A 20348-nucleotide genomic window follows, 5' to 3' on the forward strand; every position below is an offset into this window, starting at 1 on the left:
TCAGCAGGCCTCCGTGTGGGAATGGGTTTCAAAGGGCACACCGGCGTTGTCCCAGGGCGCGGGCTCGCGCACCCAGGGCCAAATGGGGCTTTCCAGCGTGAGGGCCAGTTGACGGGCCAGTTCCAGCATCCCCTGATAACCGGCATAGGCGGATTCGCGCTCCTGGTTGATGTCCAGGAATGGGATACGTGCCTTGAGGGCGGTGTACATGTTGCGCCCCCCGGCAATCAGCACATCCGCCCGGCATTCCTCGAAGATCCCCAGCAGGGCCTTGGGGTTGCCATCCTCGATCATGCGGGCATCCTCCCCCATGAGTTCGCGGATGCGGGCCTTGTCCTCCTCGGTGGATTTGCGGGTGCCCGTGGCCACCACCTCCATGCCCAGGTCCTGCAGGGCCGAGACCACGGACCAGGACTTGACGCCCCCGGTGTAGAGCAGCACACGCTTGCCCGCCAGCCGCTCCCGCCACGGGGCCAGTTCGGCGCGAATACGCGCCTCCTCACGGTGGATCAGGTCTTCCGTACGTTGCGTGAGATCCGCATCGTCCAGCAGGCGGGCGAATGCACGCAGGGCATGAGACATGTCGTTGATGCCGTAGAAACTGCCTTCGAACCAGGGTGTGCCGTAGGCCTCCTGGAGCTTTCGGGCCACGTTGATCATGGCCTTGGAGCACACCATCATGTTGGCCTCGGCCCGGTGCATGGTCTGCACCTGGTGATAGCGGGCATCCCCGGACAGGGTACACAGCACTCTCAGGCCCAACTCGTCCAGCAGTGGCAGCACATGCCAGAACTCGCCGGCAATGTTGTATTCGCCGATCAGGTTGATGTCGTGTACCGTGATGCTGGGGCGCTGAGCAGCCTCGGGTGGTGGGTCCGGTTCACGAGTACCCACCACCTGCTTGACCATGGACTCGCCGGCGATGCGATTGCCCAGGTTCTTCGAGCCGTAAAAGCCGGCGGCGTCCACAAACACCACCGGCACGCCCCAACGCTCCTGGGCCACTTTGCAGACCGCCTCCACATCGTCACCGATCAGAGCGGGTACGCAGGTGTTGTAGACGAAGATAGCGGGCGGGTTGAAGGACTCCACGGCCTGGCGGATGGAATGCAGCAGGCGCTTCTCGGAGCGCCCCATGATGACATCCTGCTCGGTCAGGTCGGTGGTCAGGCCCAGGCGAAACAGGTCCGGCCCGGAGGAGCGGGTGCCGCGGTTGTCCCAGGAGTTGCCGGCGCAGGCGATGGGGCCATGAACGATATGAGCCACATCCGCCACCGGCAGCAACGCGATCTGGGCCCCGTCGAAGGCGCACCCCCCGGCTGCGGCCCCGGGCTTGGGGCGGGCACAGCCGGATTTTTCCTTGGTGTTATGGTCGCATGCCGGCTCGTCCAGCAATGCCTTGATGTCCTGTGCCTTCATTGTCTGCTCCGCTGCTGAATCGGCTTTGCAGGGAGTATTGCAAGAGGCGGGCCATTTATTAAGTTATTGTTTATTGGTTGTTTGCTGATTTATTGCCGTGTAGTAAAGGCGACAATAGGGAGGTCAGACAACAAAGGAAAGGAAGGGAAAGGAAACCATGGCGCAGTGCCCACCGCGCCCCTCATCCCCGGCCCTTCTCCCCTCCGGGGAGAAGGGAGATTGGCCCCCCTAACCAAAGAGCCCCTCCCCCCTCGGGGAGAGGGGTTGGGGTGAGGGGGAAACCCCGGCACCATTCGGCGCTTTTCAGCCCTCGCCAAAACGCGCCACTGTCCCCGGCTCCCGCCCCATCACCTTCGCCAGCCAGGGCGGCGGCGTACCCTCCAGTACCGCTTGCAGACGCGCGATGACCTCAGAGGCCACGGGACCATTCGGCAACTTGATGGGATGCACGCCAACACGAATCACCTTGGCCGCCGCCGGGCCACCGATGCTCTCCACATACAGCAACTGGCAATCCGCCAATAGCTGGGCCCGAGCCGCATTGCGGTCCTCGGCCTTGTCGGCCTCCTCGGTGAAACGGATCTCCACCAGCCGTGCCGCCTCGTGGGACACCTGGTAGATCAGAAAACGGGCGCAGGACCCAAAGTGACCATCCAACTGATCACCGGTATTGGAAGCCAGGGCGATACGGATGGAACCCGGCATCTCATCTTCACCAAGGGCATCCACAGCGGGCAAATCCGGCTCCACCTCACGTTCTCCAGACAAATAGCGAACTGCCATCTCCAGGCTTTGGCTGTTGCATTCATCCTGTTCGATATCGGGGTGGCGGGTGCGTTTGAGACCCATCCTGAGATCCTTGACTGTCATCGCGGCCAGCGCTTCCACCGTGATGGGTGCACCAATGCGCTCGATGATGATCTCGAGCAACCGGGGTAGTTCAATCCCGGGCAGGACCTTCTTGGCCAGGGCAATGCGCAGGGCGCATTCACGGTCGAGGATATCGGTGGACATGGGGGTACCTCATCGGGGTTTGATTCGCTAGATTGAGTCAGAGACGCTTGGCCCGCAGGGTGATGGGCAACCGCGGGGCCTCGTCCATGGGCTCCAGGAAATAACGGGAGCCATCGGCCAGAGTGATCTCGCCACCCCAGCGCCCCGGCCCTTCGTGCTCCATGGAGACGATGGTCTCTTCCAGGTCCTTTTTGGGGACGTAGAAGGACATCCCCGACTCCGTCTTGTTGATCATGACGCTTGGCATGGTGTGTTCTCGCTTGGAAATATTTGGGAAGGCTTCCTGCCCTCCGTTTCCCCTCATCCCCGGCCCTTCTCCCCCCAGGGGAGAAGGGGGAACTCACCTCCCCCGAGGAGAAGCGAGCCCCTCTCCCCCATGGGGAGAGGGGTTGGGGTGAGGGGCGAGGAGCCAGCAACCCTTACCGCACCAGGTCGTAGTTGTAGTCCGTCACACCCATCTCCTGGGTCTCATCATCCAGCTGCTCCAGCACGGCATTCACCAGGGTGGTGAGGATGTACATGCCGCCCTCATAGCCCAGGGTGGTCATGCGATGCAGGTGGTGACGATCAAAGATGGGGAAACCGATCCGCACCAACGGCACCTTGAACTCCTTGCCCTTGGCCACCGTGTCACGCTCGATGAACTTGCCGTAGGAATTCCCGATCAGGAAGTCCGGTTTGTCGGTGAATACCAGAGAGCGCAGGTGCCACAAGTCCTTGTTGAAATACACTTCGGAGTTCGCGCCGTAAGGGCTTTCGGAGAGCATCTGATCCATGGCCTTCTTCCAGCGCTTGTTGGCGTGGTTGCACAGGATGTGACGCGGCTCGGCGCCCAGTTCCAGCAGGAACCGGGTCATGCCCATCACGAAGTCCGCATCCCCGTAGAGGGCGTACTTCTTGCCATGCAGCCAGGTATGAGAGTCGGTCATCATGTCCACCAAGCGACCCCGCTCCTTTTCCAGGGAGGCGGCGATGGGCTTGCCAGTGATCTCCGACACCTTCATCAGGAACTCATCCGTGCCCGTCAGCCCCATGGGGATGTTGATCTTCGGGGCCTCGTGCTGCCAGGTGTTCTTGACGAACTTGCGGGTCTTGTCCAACTGCCAGGGCTGCAGCAACAGGGTGTCGTGGGCGTTGGGCGCATCCTTGAGCTCGTCCTGCGTGGTGCCACCGGCGTACATGCGGTATTCGCCATCAGCCGGGGTGTCCAGCACCTCCTCCGGATCGCACAGCAGGCTGTAGTCCACGCCCATCTCATTCATCATGCGCTTCATCACCCGGTAGTTGCCCAGGTAGGTCTCGAACCCCGGCACCAGGTTGATCTTGCCGTTCTTGCCCGGCTCCTTGTCTTCCATGTGGTTGAGGGTGAAGTAACGGATGGTGCCCTCGAACATGTTGTCCCAGCCCGTGGTATGGCTGCCCACAAAAGAAGGCGTGTGGGCGTAGGGCGTGGGGAAGTCTTCCTCGATGAATCCTTCCTTGCGGGCATTGCCGATGAAGGCATTCAGATCGTCGCCGATCACCTCAGCCATACAGGTGGTGGACACGGAGATCATGTCCGGCTTGTACAGGGCCTTGGCGTTTTGCAGACCATCCATGATGTTCTTCTGGCCACCGAACACCGCGGCGTCCTCGGTCATGGAATCGGATACACAGGCGATGGGCTCGCGAAAATGCCGGTTGAAATAGGTACGGAAGTAGGCCACGCAACCCTGGGAGCCATGCACATAGGGCAAGGTCTTCTCGAAACCCAGGGAGCAGAGCACCGCGCCCAAGGGCTGACAGGCCTTGGCCGGGTCGACGGTGAGGGCCTCACGCTGGAAGTTCAGCTCCTTGTATTCCTCGGTGGTGGTCCACTCGAAGACCTCGCGGATCTTCTCGGGGCTGTGGGCCTCTTCGCTGGTTTCCCGCTTGCGGGCCAGCACTTGCTGATAGTCATCCTCCTGGAACAAGGGGTAACAGGGCTTGATGTTTTCGGGGTTCTGGCTCATGGTCTTCTCTCCTGCCGCGCCACCAATCTGTGGACTACGGTCTGGGGAACATCATCGGGTGGTCACCGTGGCGCCGTTTGCGGCGGCGCCACGGGCAGGTTCTGCTCAGGCGGCCTTTTTCCACGGGGCCTGCAGCTTGTCCCAGCAGGGGTTGTTCAGGGTCATGTCCATATCCCGCGCAAAGATGGCAAAGCCGTCATAGCCGTGATACGGGCCTGAGTAATCCCAGGAGTGCATCTGGCGGAAGGGGATGCCCATCTTCTGGAAGATGTACTTTTCCTTGATCCCCGAGCCCACCAGGTCCGGACGTACCCGCTTGACGAATTCTTCCAGCTCATAGCCGGTCACGTCGTCGTACAGCAGCGTGGCGTCCCCCATCTCCTTGATGGTGCGGTCGTAGTCATCGTTGTGGGCAAACTCGTAGCCAGCACCGACGATTTCCATGCCCAGGTCCTCGTAGGCCCCGATCACGTGGCGGGGACGCAGGCCACCCACGTAGAGCATGACCTTGCGGCCTTCCAGGCGCGGACGATACTTGGCAATGACCGCGTCCATCTCGCTCTGATATTTCTCGATGACACGCTCAGCGCCTTCCTTGATCTTGTCGTCGAACAGCGAGGCGATCTTGCGCAGGCTCTCGGCGATCTTGGTGGGGCCGAAGAAGTTGTATTCCATCCAGGGCAGTCCGTATTTCTCCTCCATGTGCCGTGCCAGGTAGTTCATGGAACGGTAGCAGTGGAGCAGGTTCACCTTGGCCTTGGGTGCCAGTTCCAGTTCCGACAGCGTGCCGTCCCCGGACCACTGGGCAATCACCCGCAAGCCCATCTCCTCGAGCAGGATGCGCGAGGCCCAGGCGTCGCCGCCGATGTTGTAGTCGCCGGTGAGAGCCACATCGTAGGGAGTGGACTCAAAGCTGTGATCATCGTCCCGGCGCGGCAGAACCGAATCCCGGATGGCATCGTTGGCGATATGGTGACCCAGGGACTGGGACACACCCCGGAACCCTTCGCAGCGCAGGGCCACCACCGGCTTGTCGGTCTCTTTGGTCTTCTTCTTGGCCACCGATTCGATGTCGTCCCCGATGAGCCCGACGGGGCACTCGGACTGGATGCTGACCCCCTTACTCAGAGGGAACAGGGTCTCCATCTCGTCAATCATCTTCTCCAGCTTCTTGTCGCCACCGAAGACGATGTCCTTTTCCTGGAAGTCGGAGGTGAAGTTCATGGTGCCGAAGGTGTTCACACCGGTGTGGCCGGTGTAGTAGTTGCGGCGACCGGCACGGGAATACTGACCGCAGCCCACGGGCCCGTGGGAGATATGGATCATGTCCTTGATCGGGCCCCAAACCACACCCTTGGAACCGGCATAGGCACAACCACGGATGGTCATGACGCCGGGCACGGACTTGCGGTTGGACACGAGGCACTTCTTGGCCTGTTCCACATTGGGATCATTGACCGTCAGATGCTTGGCCCGATCCTTCCTGGCCTTCTCCGGATAAACCTCAAGCACTTCCTGGATGAGGGCTTCAGCCTCTTCACGTTTCATAGCGCACATTTCGATGGACTCCTCTGTTCGCCGCCACTCATCCGTGGACATGCGTCAGGTGGAATGGGGTGGGACGGGGATTACCGCCGGGCCGCCCCGTGAGGCCAGCCCGACCGCTGCTTGGGGACTCAGGCCGTGGCCTGGTCTGCCTCGACCGACTTGCCGACGATGCTCTCGTCCTCCACATCCATGATGCCGAACTCCATGAGCAGGTCTTCCAGCTCATCCATACTGCACGGGGTGGGCACAACGAAGTGCTTGTTATCAACCACCTTCTGGGCCAGCGCACGATACTCGTCCGACTGCTTGGACTTGGGGTTGTATTCCACGCAGGTCATGCGACGGATCTCGGCACGCTGCACATCGTTGTCGCGGGGCACGAAGTGAATCATGGTGGTACCCAGCTTCTCCGCCAGCGCCATGATCAGTTCATCTTCCCGGTCCGTATTACGGCTGTTGCAGATCAGGCCTGCCAGACGCACGCTGCCGGAACTGGCGTACTTCACGATGCCCTTGGCGATATTGTTGGCGGCGAACATGGCCATCATCTCGCCAGAGACGACGATATAGATCTCCTGGGCCTTGTTCTCGCGGATGGGCATGGCGAAGCCACCGCAGACCACGTCACCCAGTACGTCGTAGAACACGAAGTCCAGGTCGTCCTCGTAGGCGCCCTCCTCTTCCAGGAAGTTGATGGCCGTGATCACACCGCGGCCAGCGCAGCCGACGCCCGGCTCAGGGCCGCCGGACTCGACGCACTTGACGTCGCCGAACCCGCTTTTAAGAACATCTTCCAATTCCAGATCTTCAACGCTGCCAGCATCAGCAGCCATCTGCATGATGGTATTCTGCGCCTTGGCGTGCAGGATCAGACGCGTGGAGTCGGCCTTGGGGTCGCAGCCGACGATCATGACCTTCTTACCGGACTCGGCCAGGGCGGCGACCAGATTCTGCGTGGTGGTGGACTTGCCGATACCGCCTTTACCGTAGATTGCACATTGACGTGTGGGCATGGCTTTCTATCTCCTCTGCCTGAGCTGTGGACTGTGTGTGTCTTCATCAGGAGGGATTGCAAGCCACGTGCCAGCAACAAAAAAACACCTTAACCCATTGTTTTAATTTATTTTTAAATTAAAACACCGGACCCACAATACGCGTGGGATACACGACAAAGACCCTCACTCTGTATGGATAACGACACGTCTCCCTCCCCTACCCTGCCCACCCGCGCCCGCCTGCCCATCAACCGCTGCAACCTGCCGGCCGTGATCCTGGGCAGCCTCACGTATCAACGGCATCCGGCACCGCTGATGCTCGATGGCGTAGCTGATCTGCATCGGGACCTGTGGCAACACCTGGACAGCCTCGACACGCCGGAACTCAGAGCCGAGGACTTCAAGGCCTACATGCGCGGTCATTTTTGCCTGGATGACCTGTCGGCCTGTGGGCTGGAGGGGGACGAAGGGCGTGGCAAGGCGGATTACCTGCGCCTGGTGCGGGGCTGGTGGTTCAACCCGGACGGACGCGAGGCAGCGGTGCTCAAGGGCTGGGTGGAATCACGCTTCGGTCTGATGACCCGGTTTCACCGGCAGCCGCTGAAGGACAACGAGGGGGAAGACTATGCCCGTTTCATGCACGAGCGGACTGGTGGGCTTTACAACACCAACGCCCTGGAATCGCAACTGGACCTGCTATTCGGCTTTTGCCAGTACGAGCTGGGGCGGCAATACCCGGGACAGACCCATCTCACCCTGTACCGAGGGGTGAACGGTCTGGCAGATCATGAAGTCCTTTGGCGCCAGGGCAAGCGGGCAGTCGTGCTGTTCAACAACGTGAATGCTTTCTCCAGCCACCGGGAGCGGGCCGATGAGTTCGGAGATTACATTCTCACCGTGGAGGTGCCAGTGGCCAAGGTGTGCTGTTTCCAGGAACTATTGCCCGGACTGCTGCGGGGGGAAGGAGAGCATCTGGTGGTCGGTGGGGTGTACGAGGTCAGCTTGAGCACCCTGTAGGTGATCACTTCGGGCGGCGATACCAGAACCAGCTCAACCGCCTTGAACGCAGGGCAAACGGCACCAGCAACACCACCAGGGTCATGAGCAGATGCTGCCATGGACCGAACCATTCGGTCTTGCGCCCCGAGGTGAGTACCGGGGGCTCGTCCAGGATGTGAAACACCTGCCCCCGATGCCGACCGTCCCGGGCCAGACGCCGGGAAAGGAACACCTCCTCTCCAGCATAGACCTTCTCGGTGAAGCCCCCGACCCGCTCGAAGGCATCGCGAGTGCAAAAGAGATAGCACCCGGCCGCCAGCCCCAGTCGGGAGGACAGCGCATTCCAGGCAATCATGCCCAGACGGTAAGCTGACAGGGAGAGACGGTCAAAACGGATACGCGCTCCGCCCCCGCAGATCTGACCGCTCCCCAGCGCCGTCAGCGTGGCCTGGAGCAACGAGCCATCGGGCCAGGTATCGGCGTCCACAAAGATCAGCCACTCACCACGGGCCGCGGCGGCCCCGGCATTGCGGGCGCGGGCAATGCGCTGCTCCGGCTCGAAGACCACCCGGGCACCGGCAGCCTCGGCGATGGCGGCGGTATCGTCCGTGGAAGCGTTGTCCACCACGATCACCTCCGAGGGCTCCGGCAGCCGCGCCCGAGCGGCGTTCACAGCCTCCAGGGTCCGACCAATCCAGCCGCCCTCATTCCAGGCGGGGATGATGATGGAGACTTGGGGGTGTGCTGTCATTGGGGAAGGGACACTCCTCCGGACAAGTTTACTCGTTCAGGGCCAGCGCAGCGGGGCTCAGCCAGGGATAGGTTTCCCTCAGAATCTCCCAGTCCTCCGGCGTATCCAGATCCTGCCGCGACTCCAGTTCATGCCAGGACCACCCCAGGGACTCGAACCGCGAGCGGGTCTGCGCCAGCACCTGATCCGTTCCCCATTGGATGCCCTGGAATACTTGCGGTTCCATCCGCCGCATGCCAATCAGCACATACCCCCCATCGTGGGCCGGCCCCACCACCGCCTCATGCCCTGAGCGCAGGCTATCCGCCGCCTCGCGGATGTCCTGCACCGTCATCTCCGGACAGTCGGTACCGATGACAATGGCTCCGCCGAAGCACTCCAGAGCCCGCCCAAGGGCCTCCTGCATTCGATCGCCCCGGTCAATGCCCTCCTGTGAGGTAAGCGCACAGCCATAATCCACAGCCAGCTTGCGCAGGAAGGGGTGGCTGGAATCCGGGGCGCCGTGGATGATCACCGAGCCACAATCGGCAGCGCAGGCCACCATCATGGCATGACGCACCATGGCCTTGTGAATGCGGCAGGCATCCTCAGCGCCCACGGCCGGGATCAGTTGGGTCTTGGTACGCCCCGGCACCGGCGCGCGGGTGAAGACCAGAACGGGTATTTCCTCAGCCATTGCAGACATGACAGCGCCTCCTCATCCGACCCACCGCCGGGCATTGCGGAACATGCGCAGCCAGGGACCATCCTCACCCCACTCGGCCGGGGCCCAGGCATGCTGCACAGTACGGAACACCCGCTCCGGGTGCGGCATCATGATGGTGACACGACCATCCCTGCTGGTCAGCCCCGTGATGCCCTCGGGAGAGCCATTGGGATTGAAAGGATAACGCTCCGTCACCCGGCCGAAGTGGTCCACATAACGCAGCGACACCAGCCCGGCACCCGACACGGTATCCACATCCGTGTTGCCCAGGGCAACACGGCCTTCACCGTGGGAGACAGCCACCGGCAGACGCGAGCCGGCCATCCCCTGCAGCAGGATGGACGGGCTGTCCGCCACCTCCACCAGGGACAGACGCGCCTCGAACTGCTCGGAGCGGTTGCGCACAAAACGGGGCCAGTGCGCTGCACCAGGGATGAGGTCCTTGAGCTGCGAGAGCATCTGGCAGCCATTGCACACACCCAGTGAGAAGGTGTCCGGGCGCTCGAAGAACGCCTGAAAAGCCTCGCGCAGGCGGGCATTGAACAGGATGGAACGGGCCCAGCCCCCACCGGCACCGAGCACATCCCCGTAAGAGAACCCGCCGCAGGCGGCAAGCCCCTGGAAGCTGGCCAGATCCACTCGCCCCTCCATGAGATCGGTCATGTGCACATCCACAGCACAAAAACCCGCCCTATGGAAGGCCGCCGCCATCTCCAGCTGACCATTGACGCCCTGCTCACGCAGGATGGCCACCCGGGGCCGCACACCCGTCTGGATGAAGGGCATCGCCGGGTCATCCGCCGGATTGAATGTCAGTCGGGCATTGAGGCCCGGGTCGTCATCCGGCACCAGGGCCTCGAACTCTTCTCGGGCACAGTCCGGATCGTCCCGCAGGGCCTGCATGTGGTGGCTGGTACGAGCCCAGCACTGCTGCAGGCGGGCCCTGCTATCGGCAAAGACCACCTGTTGACCGCGTCGGAACTCGATCTGACCGGTGTCATTCAAGGTGCCAATCACATGGCTGTGGTGCGCCAGGCCCGCGCCGTGCAGCATGGACAACACCTCTTCCGTGTCGTCATGACGCACCTGGATGACCGCCCCCAGTTCCTCACAGAACAGGGCTGCCAGGGCATCATCACCCAGATCATCCAGGTGCACGGTCATACCCGTGCGCCCGGCAAAGGCCATTTCGCACAGGGTGGTCAGCAACCCACCGTCGGAACGGTCGTGATAGGCCAGCAGATGCCCCTCGCGCCGCAGATCCCGGATGGCGGCGAAGAAACGCTTGAGGGTGTCCGGATCATCCAGGTCCGGTGCGTGATGACCCACCTGGTTGGTGACCTGTGCCAGGGCCGATCCGGCCAGACGCTGCCGACCCTTGGCCAGATCCACCAGGATCAGATCGGTATCCCCCTGATCGGTGCGCAGCGTCGGGGTGAGCGTCAGTCGGATATCCGAGACCGGCGCGAACGCCGAGATGATCAGCGACAAGGGCGAAGTCATAAGGCGCTGTTCGCCATCCTGCTCCCAGACCGTGCGCATGGAGAGGGAGTCCTTGCCCACCGGGATGGCGATCCCCAGACGCGGGCACAACTCCTCACCCACGGCACGCACGGTATCGAACAGGGCCGCATCCTCACCCGGATGCCCGGTGGCGGCCATCCAGTTGGCGGAGAGGCAGATTTGCGACAGATCATCCACGGCAGCTGCCGCCATGTTGGTGATCGCCTCGCCGATGGCCATGCGGCCCGAGGCCACCGGGTTGACCAGGGCGATCGGGGTGCGCTCACCCATGGCCATGGCCTCGCCGGTGTAGCCGTCGTAATCACTGGCCGTCACCGCCACGTCGGCTACCGGCACCTGCCAGGGGCCCACCATCTGATCGCGGGCCACCAGACCGGTCACCGTGCGATCACCAATGGTGATCAGGAAAGACTTGGAGGCCACCGCAGGCAGTTGCAGCACCCGCTCCACGGCCTCGGCCAGATCCACCACCCCGGTATCCACTTCGGGTTTATGGAAGGTCTGATGGTGCACATCGCGCAACATCTTGGGGGGTTTACCCAGCAGCACCTCCATGGGCATGTCCACGGGTGTCGCATTCAACAGGGCATCACCCACCAGCAGGCGTTGTTCGGCAGTGGCCGTACCCACCACCGCAAACGGCGCCCGTTCCCGTTCGCACAGGGCCACGAATTCATCCAGGCGATCGGCCTCGATGGCCAGGACATAGCGCTCCTGGGCCTCGTTGCACCAGATCTCCATGGGCGACAGCCCCTCTTCGTCGGAGGGCACGGTGCGCAATTCGATGCTGCCTCCGCGGCCGGCATCGTTGAGGATCTCGGGGATGGCGTTGGACAGTCCACCGGCCCCCACGTCGTGAATCGAGAGCACCGGATTGGCCTCGCCCCTGTCCGTGCAGCGATCGATCACCTCCTGGCAACGCCGCTGGATCTCCGGGTTGCCTCGCTGTACGGAGGCGAAATCCAGTTCCTGGGCACTCTCGCCGCTGGCCATGGATGAGGCCGCGCCGCCGCCCAGACCGATCAACATGGCGGGCCCACCCAGCACCACCACGGGGGTGCCCTCGGGCAGGGCCTGCTTCTCGATATGCTCGGCGCGCATGCTCCCTACCCCGCCGGCAATCATGATGGGCTTGTGATATCCCTTGAGCTCAGGGCCCGCAGGCCCGGGCACCTCGGCCTCCAGGGTGCGGAAGTAACCCGCCAGCGCCGGTCGCCCGAACTCATTATTGAAGGCTGCCGCGCCGATGGGGCCTTCCAGCATGATGTTCAGGGCCGACTCGATCCGCTCGGGCTTGCCAAAATCTTCCTCCCAGGCCTGTTCCAGGCCGGGAATACGCAGATTGGACACGGAGAACCCGCACAGCCCCGCCTTGGGCTTGGAACCCCGCCCGGTGGCGCCCTCGTCACGAATCTCGCCGCCGGAGCCGGTGGCGGCCCCCGGGAAGGGCGAGATGGCGGTGGGATGGTTGTGGGTTTCCACCTTCATGATGATTGGCAGATCCATCTCCACAGGCTGGTATTCCCCGGTGCGGGCATCAGGGATCAACCGATGGGCCCGGTGGCCCTCCATCACCGAGGCGTTGTCCCGATAGGCCGAAAGCACCCCATCAGGTGATTGTGCGTGGGTGTTGCGGATCATGGCGAACAGGGATTTGTCCTGAGGACGCCCGTCGATCACCCAGTCGGCATTGAAGATCTTGTGCCGGCAATGTTCGGAGTTGGCCTGGGCGAACATCATCAGTTCCACGTCCGTGGGATCGCGGCCCAGGGCCTCGTAGGCCTCCACCAGGTAGTCGATTTCGTCCTCGGTGAGCGCCAGGCCCAGTTCCGAGTTCACACGCTGCAGGGCCCCTTTGGGATCAGCACCGCGTTCCACCACGCGCAAGGGCGCCGGAGAGGCCGTGGAGAACAGGCCCTCGGCTTCATCCCGGTCGGTGAGCACGGTCTCGGTCATGCGATCGTGCAGCAACGGCATCACCCGGCGCAGTTCCGCCAGACTCAGCGAGGCATCCGACTCCAGCCAGTAAGCCGTGCCCCGCTCGATGCGCCGCACCACGCCATCCAGCCCACAATTGCGGGCGATGTCGGTGGCCTTGCTGGACCAGGGCGAGATGGTGCCCAGGCGAGGCACCACGAGCACCAGCTGACTCCCGTCCTCCTGCCCATCATCCATTGCCTCACCGTAGCAAAGCAGTTGCTCCAGCACTTGGTGCTCATCCGCCGAGAGTTCTCGCTCGGTCTGCACAAAATGCTCGAACCGGGCCCACACCCCGCGGATCCCCGGCACCTGACGACGCAGATCCTCCAGCAGGCGTTGACGACGGAAACTGGACAGGGAGGGACTACCCGGAAGACACAGCATTGAAGACCCCGAACTCAGGCTGGAAAAGCCGTCCATGATACTTGAAAAGCGCCTTGAAAGCCCCCGATTGCCCCTACTGGAACCACAGCAGTTCCCCATGGGAGTTGCTCCCGGAAAAGCCCCCACCCCATGCCACTTGCATACCTCCGTGGGAGCGGCCCTGGCCGCGAATCCCCTTCAGAACACGATCAGGAAAGAGCAGCCACCCCTTTTTTCTTCCGGACGCGCTAGTGACAGGGAACTCCCCCCCGGGTACCATGTCTATTGTTACAACACCGGGGGCGACCTGGCTTCGACGTGGGTCGTGAAACCTGAGGTGCATGCCGAGGATACAGCTTACCTCGTAAATCATGCTGTAACGCTATAGTTGCCAACGACGACAACTACGCTCTGGCCGCTTAAAAACCGGTCAGCCTCTGACGGGACCTGCTTGTGGGTTCTACTCAGAGGTCATCGCACACAAGCTCGCGGAGCGGACCTGCCCGGGTCTTAACCGTTAAAACCAAGCGGGCTCGCGCCAACGCATCCTGTTCGTCGGAGGCCGCGGCGTTAACTGAAAAGACGAACTAAGCATGTAGTACCAATGGCGTAGGGCTTGCGGACGCGGGTTCGATTCCCGCCGCCTCCACCAATACCAAAAGGTCAACAGTTCGCTGTTGGCCTTTTTTCTTGCCCGATCGCGCCGACTCCCGCGTGTTCGCGGGGGTTCGTGCGGAAGACCGCGGACTTCGGCGTCCGGCCCCTGGCCCCGTCCAGGGCCACCTTCCTCTCTCTCCTGGCCATTTTTCTCTCCGGCCTCGCTCCCCCGGACACGCCCGAAGTCCGCAAAGGCCACGAACACGGCCATTACAAATCAATGCGTTACGCGCGGACGAATCAAGCGGTTGGATTGCAGCATCGCCCGACCAAAGGAAACCACACCGTTCACGCTGGTGCCGACGCGGTTTGAAGAATGTCAGAAACGTCTATATAGTTCTGACAAACAGAGACGCCCCATGAGCCACCTCAGCGAAGCCATTCTGTCCGCCGCCCAGGCCCTCCCGGAGGGAGGCTTGGTCTCGCCCAAGGAATTTCTGCATCTGGCGTCTAGGGCGGCGGTGGATCAGGCGCTGGCCCGACTGGCCCGCGAGGGGAAGTTGCTGCGCGTGGGACGGGGGGCCTACGCCCTGCCGGTAACCAGCCGCTTCGGTTCCCGCCCGCCCTCGACCGAGGCCGTCGTCGAAGCCATCGCGTCCACCCACGGTGAAGTCGTCGTACCCAATGGCGCGGCGGAAGCCAATGCGCTGGGGCTGACCACGCAAGTGCCGACCCGGGAGATCTTTCTGACCTCGGGACCCACGCGCAAGCTGCGCCTGGGCAACCGCATCGTCGAGCTCAAGCACGGCAGCCGCTGGCAGCTCGCGCTCGGCAAGCGCGCGGCCGGCAAGGCCATTCGCGCCCTGTCCTGGCTGGGGCCCGAGCAGGCGCCCTCCGCCCTGCACATCCTCCATGCCCAACTGCCCGCGGAAGAATGGGCCGCCCTGCAGGCAACTCGCGCGGCCCTGCCCGGCTGGATGGCCCGCGCCGTCAGCGAGGTGAATGCACATGGCTGAGTCCTGGTTCGCGCTCAGCCAGGCCGATCGGGTCGAGGCCCTGGAATACGCGGCCGCCCAAAGCGACCGCCCGGCACATCTGCTGGAAAAAGACATCTGGGTGGTGTGGACGCTCGCGGCGATCTACGCCTCCTCCATCGCCGACACGCTGACCTTCAAGGGTGGTACGTCGCTTTCCAAGGTTTACAAGGTCATCGAACGGTTCTCGGAAGACATCGATCTGACCTACGACATCCGCGCCCTGGTGCCGGATCTGCTGCGCGAAGGCAATCCGATTCCAGCGTCTGCGAGCCAGGAGAAAAAGATCACCCGCGCAGTGCGCGCAAGGCTTCCCGACTGGATCGAGCAGACGGTACGCCCCGTCATCGATGACGCCTTGGCCGCGAACGGCTTGCAGGCGGACTTGAGTCTCGCCGGCCAGGAGCGCGACAAGCTGATCATCGCCTATCCCGCCGTCAAGACCGGCACGGGCTATGTCTCCGCGACGGTCCAACTGGAGTTCGGAGCGCGCGCCACCGGGGAGCCGCACCACTTTCATGAAGTCGCCTGCGACATCGCGCCTTGGATCGAAGGCGTGACCTTCCCGACAGCACGCCCTTTGGTGATGGCCGCCGAGCGCACGTTCTGGGAGAAAGCCACGGCCGCACACGTTTACTGCCGCCAGGAGCGGTTGCGCGGTGAGCGGTATTCACGTCATTGGTACGACCTGGCGGCGCTGGCGCGAAGCGAGCATTTCGACAAGGCGGCCGCCGATCGGCAACTGGCGCATCAGGTGGCCGAGCACAAGTCGATGTTCTTCGCCGAGAAGGATGCCAACGGCGGCAAGATCGACTACGTCGAGGCCGTGAGCGGCTCGCTCACGTTGGTACCCGAAGGCCCGTCGCGCACAGCGTTGGCACAGGATTTTGCGGCGATGAGCGAGGACGGCCTGCTGCTGTCAGATCAGCCGGAGTTCGATGCGATTCTGGAAACCTGCGCCGCCATACAGGACAAGGTCAATCGGCTGGCGTGAGGTCAGGCACTTCCAAGCCCAATCCGCGCGCGCTGCTCCTCCCACAGGGCCGGCGGATCAACCGCCAGATCGAACAGGGTGACATGATTCGGCAGCGTATCGTCCAGGATTGCGACCACGATGTCCGGCGCCAGGGTGGTCAGGTTGACCATCCGGCTCACGTAGCTGTTGTCGATCCCCTCCCGCGCGGCGATCTCCTTCAGTGACTTCGCTTCTCCCGACTCCAGCATGGCCAGCCACCGATGCCCTCTGGCCAGCGCTAACTGGAGCGGCGTCGGGGTTACGTCCCACGGCCTCACGGGGGCAGTTTCGCCGTTCGGCAGCGTGACCAGCTTGCGTCCGCTGCGCCGCTTGATCTGGATCGGCACGGACAGGGTCAGCTGGCCGTCGCTGGTCTGCAGAATGTCCGGCTCGCCGGTCTTCAGGATGCGGATGTCGCTCATGCCAGCACCTCCTCTTGCTGTTCGACGGGCTCGGGGCGCAACTCCAGCACCAGACGCTCGATGCCGTTGGCGCGCAGCCGCACCTCGAGGTCGTTGGGCGACACGATCACTTTCTCGACTAGCAGCCGGACGATCCGGCTCTGCTCCGCCGGGAACCGTGGTTTGCCGAGGTATCTAAAACCAGAACGTCGAGCCGCCGACTTCGCAACATGATGGGCCCGTTCCCACCAGGCCTGCAATCAGATCGTTTCCACCTCAAACGCCACGATCTGCCGCTGCTCACTGGAGAACTCCACCCCGATCAGATGGATCGGCTTGCCGCTGGCCCGATGCTTGTCGGCATAGCCCCTGGCCTTGATCTGCTGCAGCGCCCTGCCCTCGGGGAGCTGCTCCACCACCTTGAACTCGAACAGATAGATGTGGCCGCTGAAGTCCACCGCCATGTCCACCTTGCCGTGGTGGCTTGAATCTTCCACCGTGACCTGGAGTCCCAGGGCGGCGAAGTGACTGTAGAACACGCTGGCATAGTGGCCCTCATACTGGGCGATGGGGTTGTTGCGATACCAGTCGTGGGGCAGGCCGGCGTAGAGCGCCTTGAGGTGAGCCTCCAGGCCTGCCAGGTCGTGTCGCTGCAGCGTGTCCATCAGCCTCAGCTGGTGGGTCTGGGCCTCGCTGTGGCCAATGCCCAGCACCGGCAGCAGCAGATCGTTGAGGCTGCTCTCCACCTCCAGGTTGGGGAAACCCAGCGTGTAGAGCCGGTAGCCCAGCATGGGCTCGTGCATCTCCTTGATGGTGATATAGCCGGTCTGGAACAGCAGTCCTTCGGTGGTGATGTCATCCACATCGAAACGCCCGAGCAGCTGGGCCCTGGCCTGGAGCCGGTCCAACTGAGGGGTGAAGATGCCACGCTTCCTGAGCAGATCAATGAGGAAGGTGGGCGTGGCGCTCTCGAACCAGTAGGGGCCGAACTCGCGCTTTTGGAGCAGCAGCAGCACATCGAAGGGGTTGTAGACCGATGTGACCTCGGCGCTGCCCCAGCGGTAGCCGTTGTACCAAGCGCGGATCGCGTCGCGGTCCATGCCGGGCAACTCCGGGGCGAATACCGTGTCGATGTCGTCATCGGTATAGCCGCAGATCGTGCTGTAGGGCGCATCCAGGGTGATGTCGTTGAGGTTGTTCAGCCCCGAAAACAGGCTGACCTTGCTGAACTTGGACACGCCGGTGATCAACACCAGATGCAGGTGTGGGTCGGCGTCCTTGATCACGCTGTAGAGGTTCTTCAGCCCCTCGCGCAGCTCTCGGGCACGCTCCGGTTCCAGAATGTTGTCCAGAATCGGCTTGTCGTACTCGTCAATCAGCAGCACGACCGGCTGCCCCGTTTCCCGGTGGGTGAGCTCCAGCAGGTCGGAGAACTCCCCGGGAATATCCGTCTCGGGGGAGGTGGCCTGGGTGAAGCGCCCACGCTCCTTGCGTAGCTGGTGGCGAATGCGCGTGTCCAGCTCCTCGCGATTGCGCATCACGCCGCTGCCGAAGCTGAGGCGAATCACCGGGTGGGTTTGCTGCCAGTCCCATCGGTCGTGGATGTAGAGCCCCTCGAAGAGCTTTTGGCGACCCTCGAACAGGCAGCGCAGGGTGTCGAGCAACAGGCTCTTGCCGAAGCGGCGGGGGCGGGAGAGGAAGTAATACTTGTTCTGGTGGACCAGGCGCTCGATGATTGGCGTCTTGTCCACGTAGTAGTAGCCCCCCTCGCGGATCTCGGAGAAGGTCTGAATGCCGATGGGGAGTCTGAGGCGCTGTTGGTCAGCCATGCCTGGCCCTCAGGGACACTGGAAATGACTCAGTATGAGCGTTTCAAACCTCATTATTAAAGAATGCCTTAATAAGCGAAGATCACATTAAAGATATCTTTATAATGAAACGAATCACGGGCACCGCTGTCGCGGTGATTACGCAGGGATTCGCACCCGTTCGCACCGCTCCGAATTGGCTGACCGAGGCCCCATTCCTGCGGTCAACCATCCGCCACCAATATTGAAACCCCAACCTCTGACCTCGCTCTCCGAAATAGGCCCAAAGTCCGCAAATGAAGCCTACTACATGGCGCTGCGGCAGACGCAGGGCACGATCCGCACGGAGTCCCCGAACTGGCAGCCGTGGCTCGTGTTCTTCCTGCGCACCCTGGCCGAGCAGGTGCGACGCTGGAGAAAAAGGTCGAGCGCGAGAAGATCGTGCTGGCGGCCATGCCGGAACTGCAAGCTCCGGCGAGTGGTGCCGATCCGTCCCCAGGCCCTACGTCCGCAACGATTCATGGTATGCCCACAACGGCCCGATGTAACCGGATCGACTGATAAGGAGTATAGCTGTGATAGCAGTGCAGATCGATGGTGCCGAACTGACCGCCGCCCTGGTGTGCGGGTCATCCCCGCGCCTGCGGGTGAACGAAGGCAAGCCCAAGGTGCGCCACTTGGTCGATTTCTGAGCTGCCTGGGCGGCAGCGAACGGCAGCACAACCATCGTGCGCGAAACCGTGGTTTTCTGAGCTGCCTGGGCGGCAGCGAACGAAAGCAGGACCTCACGCCACTGCTTGCGGTCTTTCTGAGCTGCCTGGGCGGCAGCGAACCAGCGCCCAAAGACCCACAGTGTTCACATTGATTTCTGAGCTGCCTGGGCGGCAGCGAACCCGAAGAAACTGGAGTTTCCTAATTCCACCATTTCAGCATATTCGGAATAACGGATAGAAGGTCGCCTGTGACGAGACCAAGCCAGGTAATCGGTTATAAGCAAAGACTGTCTAGCGATACCGAAAGCATATTACCGATTGCTAATATAGGCCCTGGAGAAAGGGAGTGAACGAGAGATCAAAAAAGCCGATAAAAGCAGCAAAAACAGTGGCTTAAAAGGTGAATGCGGCCTTGGCCAATGGTATAATCAAAAGCGCCTAAACCTTTGATATGCCAACCAAAACCGCATTCGATGACTATCCTACCCTCACTCACCCAACAATTCCAGAAAGCCTTCCCTGGCAACGCTCACGGCCGTGAACGCGCCCATTGGTTTGTCCTGACCCTTCAGGCCATCCTGATGCCGCTCACCGCCTCGCGCACCTCCAACCTCCTGCGCAGCATCGGCACCTTATTCGGGGTGGATATCGCACAGTCGCGGTATTACACGTTCATGGCCTCCACCAAACTGCCCTGGGATCGACTCTGGCGGATCCTCTGGCAGAGCATTCAGGATCCCCTCACCGATGGCCGCCTGATCCTGGCCCTGGATGACTCCATTAACCCCAAGACCGGTCGCAAGGTCTTTGCCTGTCAGGACACCTTCGACCATGCCGCCAAGGCCAACCAAAGCGCCTATCCCTGGGCCCAGACCATCGTCACCGTGGGACTGCTCAAGTCCGTGCAGGGCCGCTGGGCTTGTCTGCCTTTGGCGTTTGCCTATTTCCTGCGGGCCAAGACCACGGTGCTCGAGGATCTCTCCCTGTATGGCAAGCATCTGCGCTACCAATCCAAGTTCTGCCAGGCGGTGGACATGATCGAGCGCATCAGCCAGGTGTTCACCGACGCCCCGGTGCTGGTGGTGGCGGATAGCTGGTTCGGCAACCAAGGCTTGATGCGGCCCCTGAGAACCGCCCTGGGCCACCGGGCCCACCTGCTCTCGCGCCTGCGCGTCAACGCGGTCATGTACGACCTGCCCAAGGCTCAACCGGGCAAGGCTGGGCGGCCCCGCAAGTATGGCCAGCGCCTGGGCAACACAAAGGAACTCGCCCTGGATGCCAAACTCAAGGCCACGACCTACAAGGTGAATCTCTACGGGCGCTCCCGTGAGATCCTCGCTCATGACCGGGTGGTCATGCTCAAATCCCTGCGCGCCCAGGTGCGCGTCGTCTGGGTCTTCCGCCGAACTCAATGGGTCGCCCTGGTGACCACCGATCTGGGCCTCTCCGTCACGCAAGTCATTGAATACTATGGCGCCAGGTGGAAAATC

General features: G+C 62.3%; 16 protein-coding genes and 1 other RNA gene. 5 read left to right on the forward strand and 12 right to left on the reverse strand.

Annotation, left to right across the window (positions count from 1 at the left end; genetic code table 11):
• The 6 genes from nifE to nifH all read right to left on the reverse strand — a co-directional run bounded on the left by nifE (position 1) and on the right by nifH (position 6985).
• Entirely contained in the window at positions 1–1419 is a 1419-nt protein-coding gene (nifE, locus tag LPW29_RS09910) for a nitrogenase iron-molybdenum cofactor biosynthesis protein NifE (protein ID WP_238627866.1), read from the reverse strand.
• Between the two features lie 303 nt (positions 1420–1722).
• The gene (nifX, locus tag LPW29_RS09915; protein WP_238627867.1) at positions 1723–2433 is read right to left on the reverse strand and encodes a nitrogen fixation protein NifX; all 711 of its coding nucleotides are present in this window, start codon (positions 2431–2433) and stop codon (positions 1723–1725) included.
• A 37-nt stretch (positions 2434–2470) separates the two neighbouring features.
• Positions 2471–2680, reverse strand: a complete 210-nt coding sequence (gene nifT, locus LPW29_RS09920) for a putative nitrogen fixation protein NifT (protein WP_090250054.1) — start codon at positions 2678–2680, stop codon at positions 2471–2473.
• A gap of 172 nt (positions 2681–2852) precedes the next feature.
• Entirely contained in the window at positions 2853–4424 is a 1572-nt protein-coding gene (gene nifK / locus LPW29_RS09925) for a nitrogenase molybdenum-iron protein subunit beta (RefSeq protein WP_090250051.1), read from the reverse strand.
• A gap of 105 nt (positions 4425–4529) precedes the next feature.
• The gene (gene nifD, locus LPW29_RS09930) at positions 4530–5981 is read right to left on the reverse strand and encodes a nitrogenase molybdenum-iron protein alpha chain (RefSeq protein ID WP_090250049.1); all 1452 of its coding nucleotides are present in this window, start codon (positions 5979–5981) and stop codon (positions 4530–4532) included.
• A 119-nt stretch (positions 5982–6100) separates the two neighbouring features.
• Positions 6101–6985 carry a nitrogenase iron protein gene (gene nifH, locus LPW29_RS09935; protein WP_090250046.1) on the reverse strand — a complete coding sequence of 295 codons (885 nt, stop codon included), beginning with the start codon at positions 6983–6985 and terminating at the stop codon, positions 6101–6103.
• Between the two features lie 174 nt (positions 6986–7159).
• Here nifH and LPW29_RS09940 point away from each other — a divergent pair, with 174 nt between their 5' ends.
• On the forward strand, positions 7160–7984 hold the full coding sequence (locus LPW29_RS09940; RefSeq protein WP_238627868.1) for an NAD(+)--dinitrogen-reductase ADP-D-ribosyltransferase: 825 nt from the start codon (positions 7160–7162) through the stop codon (positions 7982–7984).
• 4 nt (positions 7985–7988) lie between these two features.
• Here LPW29_RS09940 and LPW29_RS09945 read toward each other — a convergent pair whose 3' ends face one another.
• Genes LPW29_RS09945 through purL form a run of 3 tightly spaced genes read right to left on the reverse strand, consistent with a single transcriptional unit; the run spans position 7989 to position 13311 of the window.
• A complete protein-coding gene (locus tag LPW29_RS09945; protein WP_238627869.1) occupies positions 7989–8717 on the reverse strand; it encodes a glycosyltransferase in 729 nt (242 codons plus the stop codon).
• 28 nt (positions 8718–8745) lie between these two features.
• Positions 8746–9402: a TIGR04282 family arsenosugar biosynthesis glycosyltransferase gene (locus LPW29_RS09950; RefSeq protein WP_238627870.1), complete on the reverse strand. Its 657-nt coding sequence runs from the start codon at positions 9400–9402 to the stop codon at positions 8746–8748.
• A gap of 12 nt (positions 9403–9414) precedes the next feature.
• Positions 9415–13311, reverse strand: coding sequence for a phosphoribosylformylglycinamidine synthase (gene purL, locus LPW29_RS09955; protein ID WP_238627871.1), 3897 nt, complete (start codon positions 13309–13311; stop codon positions 9415–9417).
• Between the two features lie 277 nt (positions 13312–13588).
• On the opposite strand from purL, the gene ssrA reads away from it, so the two are divergent.
• The 3 genes from ssrA (at position 13589) to LPW29_RS09970 (ending at position 15915) form a co-directional block, all read left to right on the forward strand.
• Positions 13589–13942: a transfer-messenger RNA gene (ssrA, locus tag LPW29_RS09960) on the forward strand.
• 364 nt (positions 13943–14306) lie between these two features.
• Positions 14307–14903: a DUF6088 family protein gene (locus LPW29_RS09965; protein ID WP_238627872.1), complete on the forward strand. Its 597-nt coding sequence runs from the start codon at positions 14307–14309 to the stop codon at positions 14901–14903.
• Entirely contained in the window at positions 14896–15915 is a 1020-nt protein-coding gene (locus LPW29_RS09970; protein WP_238627873.1) for a nucleotidyl transferase AbiEii/AbiGii toxin family protein, read from the forward strand. Before LPW29_RS09965 ends, LPW29_RS09970 begins: the two co-directional genes overlap by 8 nt.
• Before the next feature lie 2 nt (positions 15916–15917).
• Here the strand turns inward: LPW29_RS09970 and LPW29_RS09975 are convergent, their stop codons facing one another.
• From LPW29_RS09975 to LPW29_RS09985, 3 genes are read right to left on the reverse strand one after another with little or no spacing between them, the layout of a single operon-like run.
• A complete protein-coding gene (locus LPW29_RS09975) occupies positions 15918–16358 on the reverse strand; it encodes a LacI family transcriptional regulator (RefSeq protein ID WP_238627874.1) in 441 nt (146 codons plus the stop codon).
• A complete protein-coding gene (locus LPW29_RS09980; RefSeq protein ID WP_238627875.1) occupies positions 16355–16597 on the reverse strand; it encodes a hypothetical protein in 243 nt (80 codons plus the stop codon). Before LPW29_RS09980 ends, LPW29_RS09975 begins: the two co-directional genes overlap by 4 nt.
• Positions 16598–18166: an ATP-binding protein gene (locus LPW29_RS09985; protein ID WP_238627876.1), complete on the reverse strand. Its 1569-nt coding sequence runs from the start codon at positions 18164–18166 to the stop codon at positions 16598–16600.
• A 1165-nt stretch (positions 18167–19331) separates the two neighbouring features.
• Here LPW29_RS09985 and LPW29_RS09990 point away from each other — a divergent pair.
• On the forward strand, positions 19332–20348 hold a 1017-nt coding region (locus LPW29_RS09990), incomplete at its 3' end, for an IS701 family transposase (protein ID WP_238627877.1).

The sequence above is a fragment of the Ectothiorhodospira sp. 9100 genome (genome assembly GCF_022227565.1).
GTDB lineage: Bacteria > Pseudomonadota > Gammaproteobacteria > Ectothiorhodospirales > Ectothiorhodospiraceae > Ectothiorhodospira > Ectothiorhodospira marina.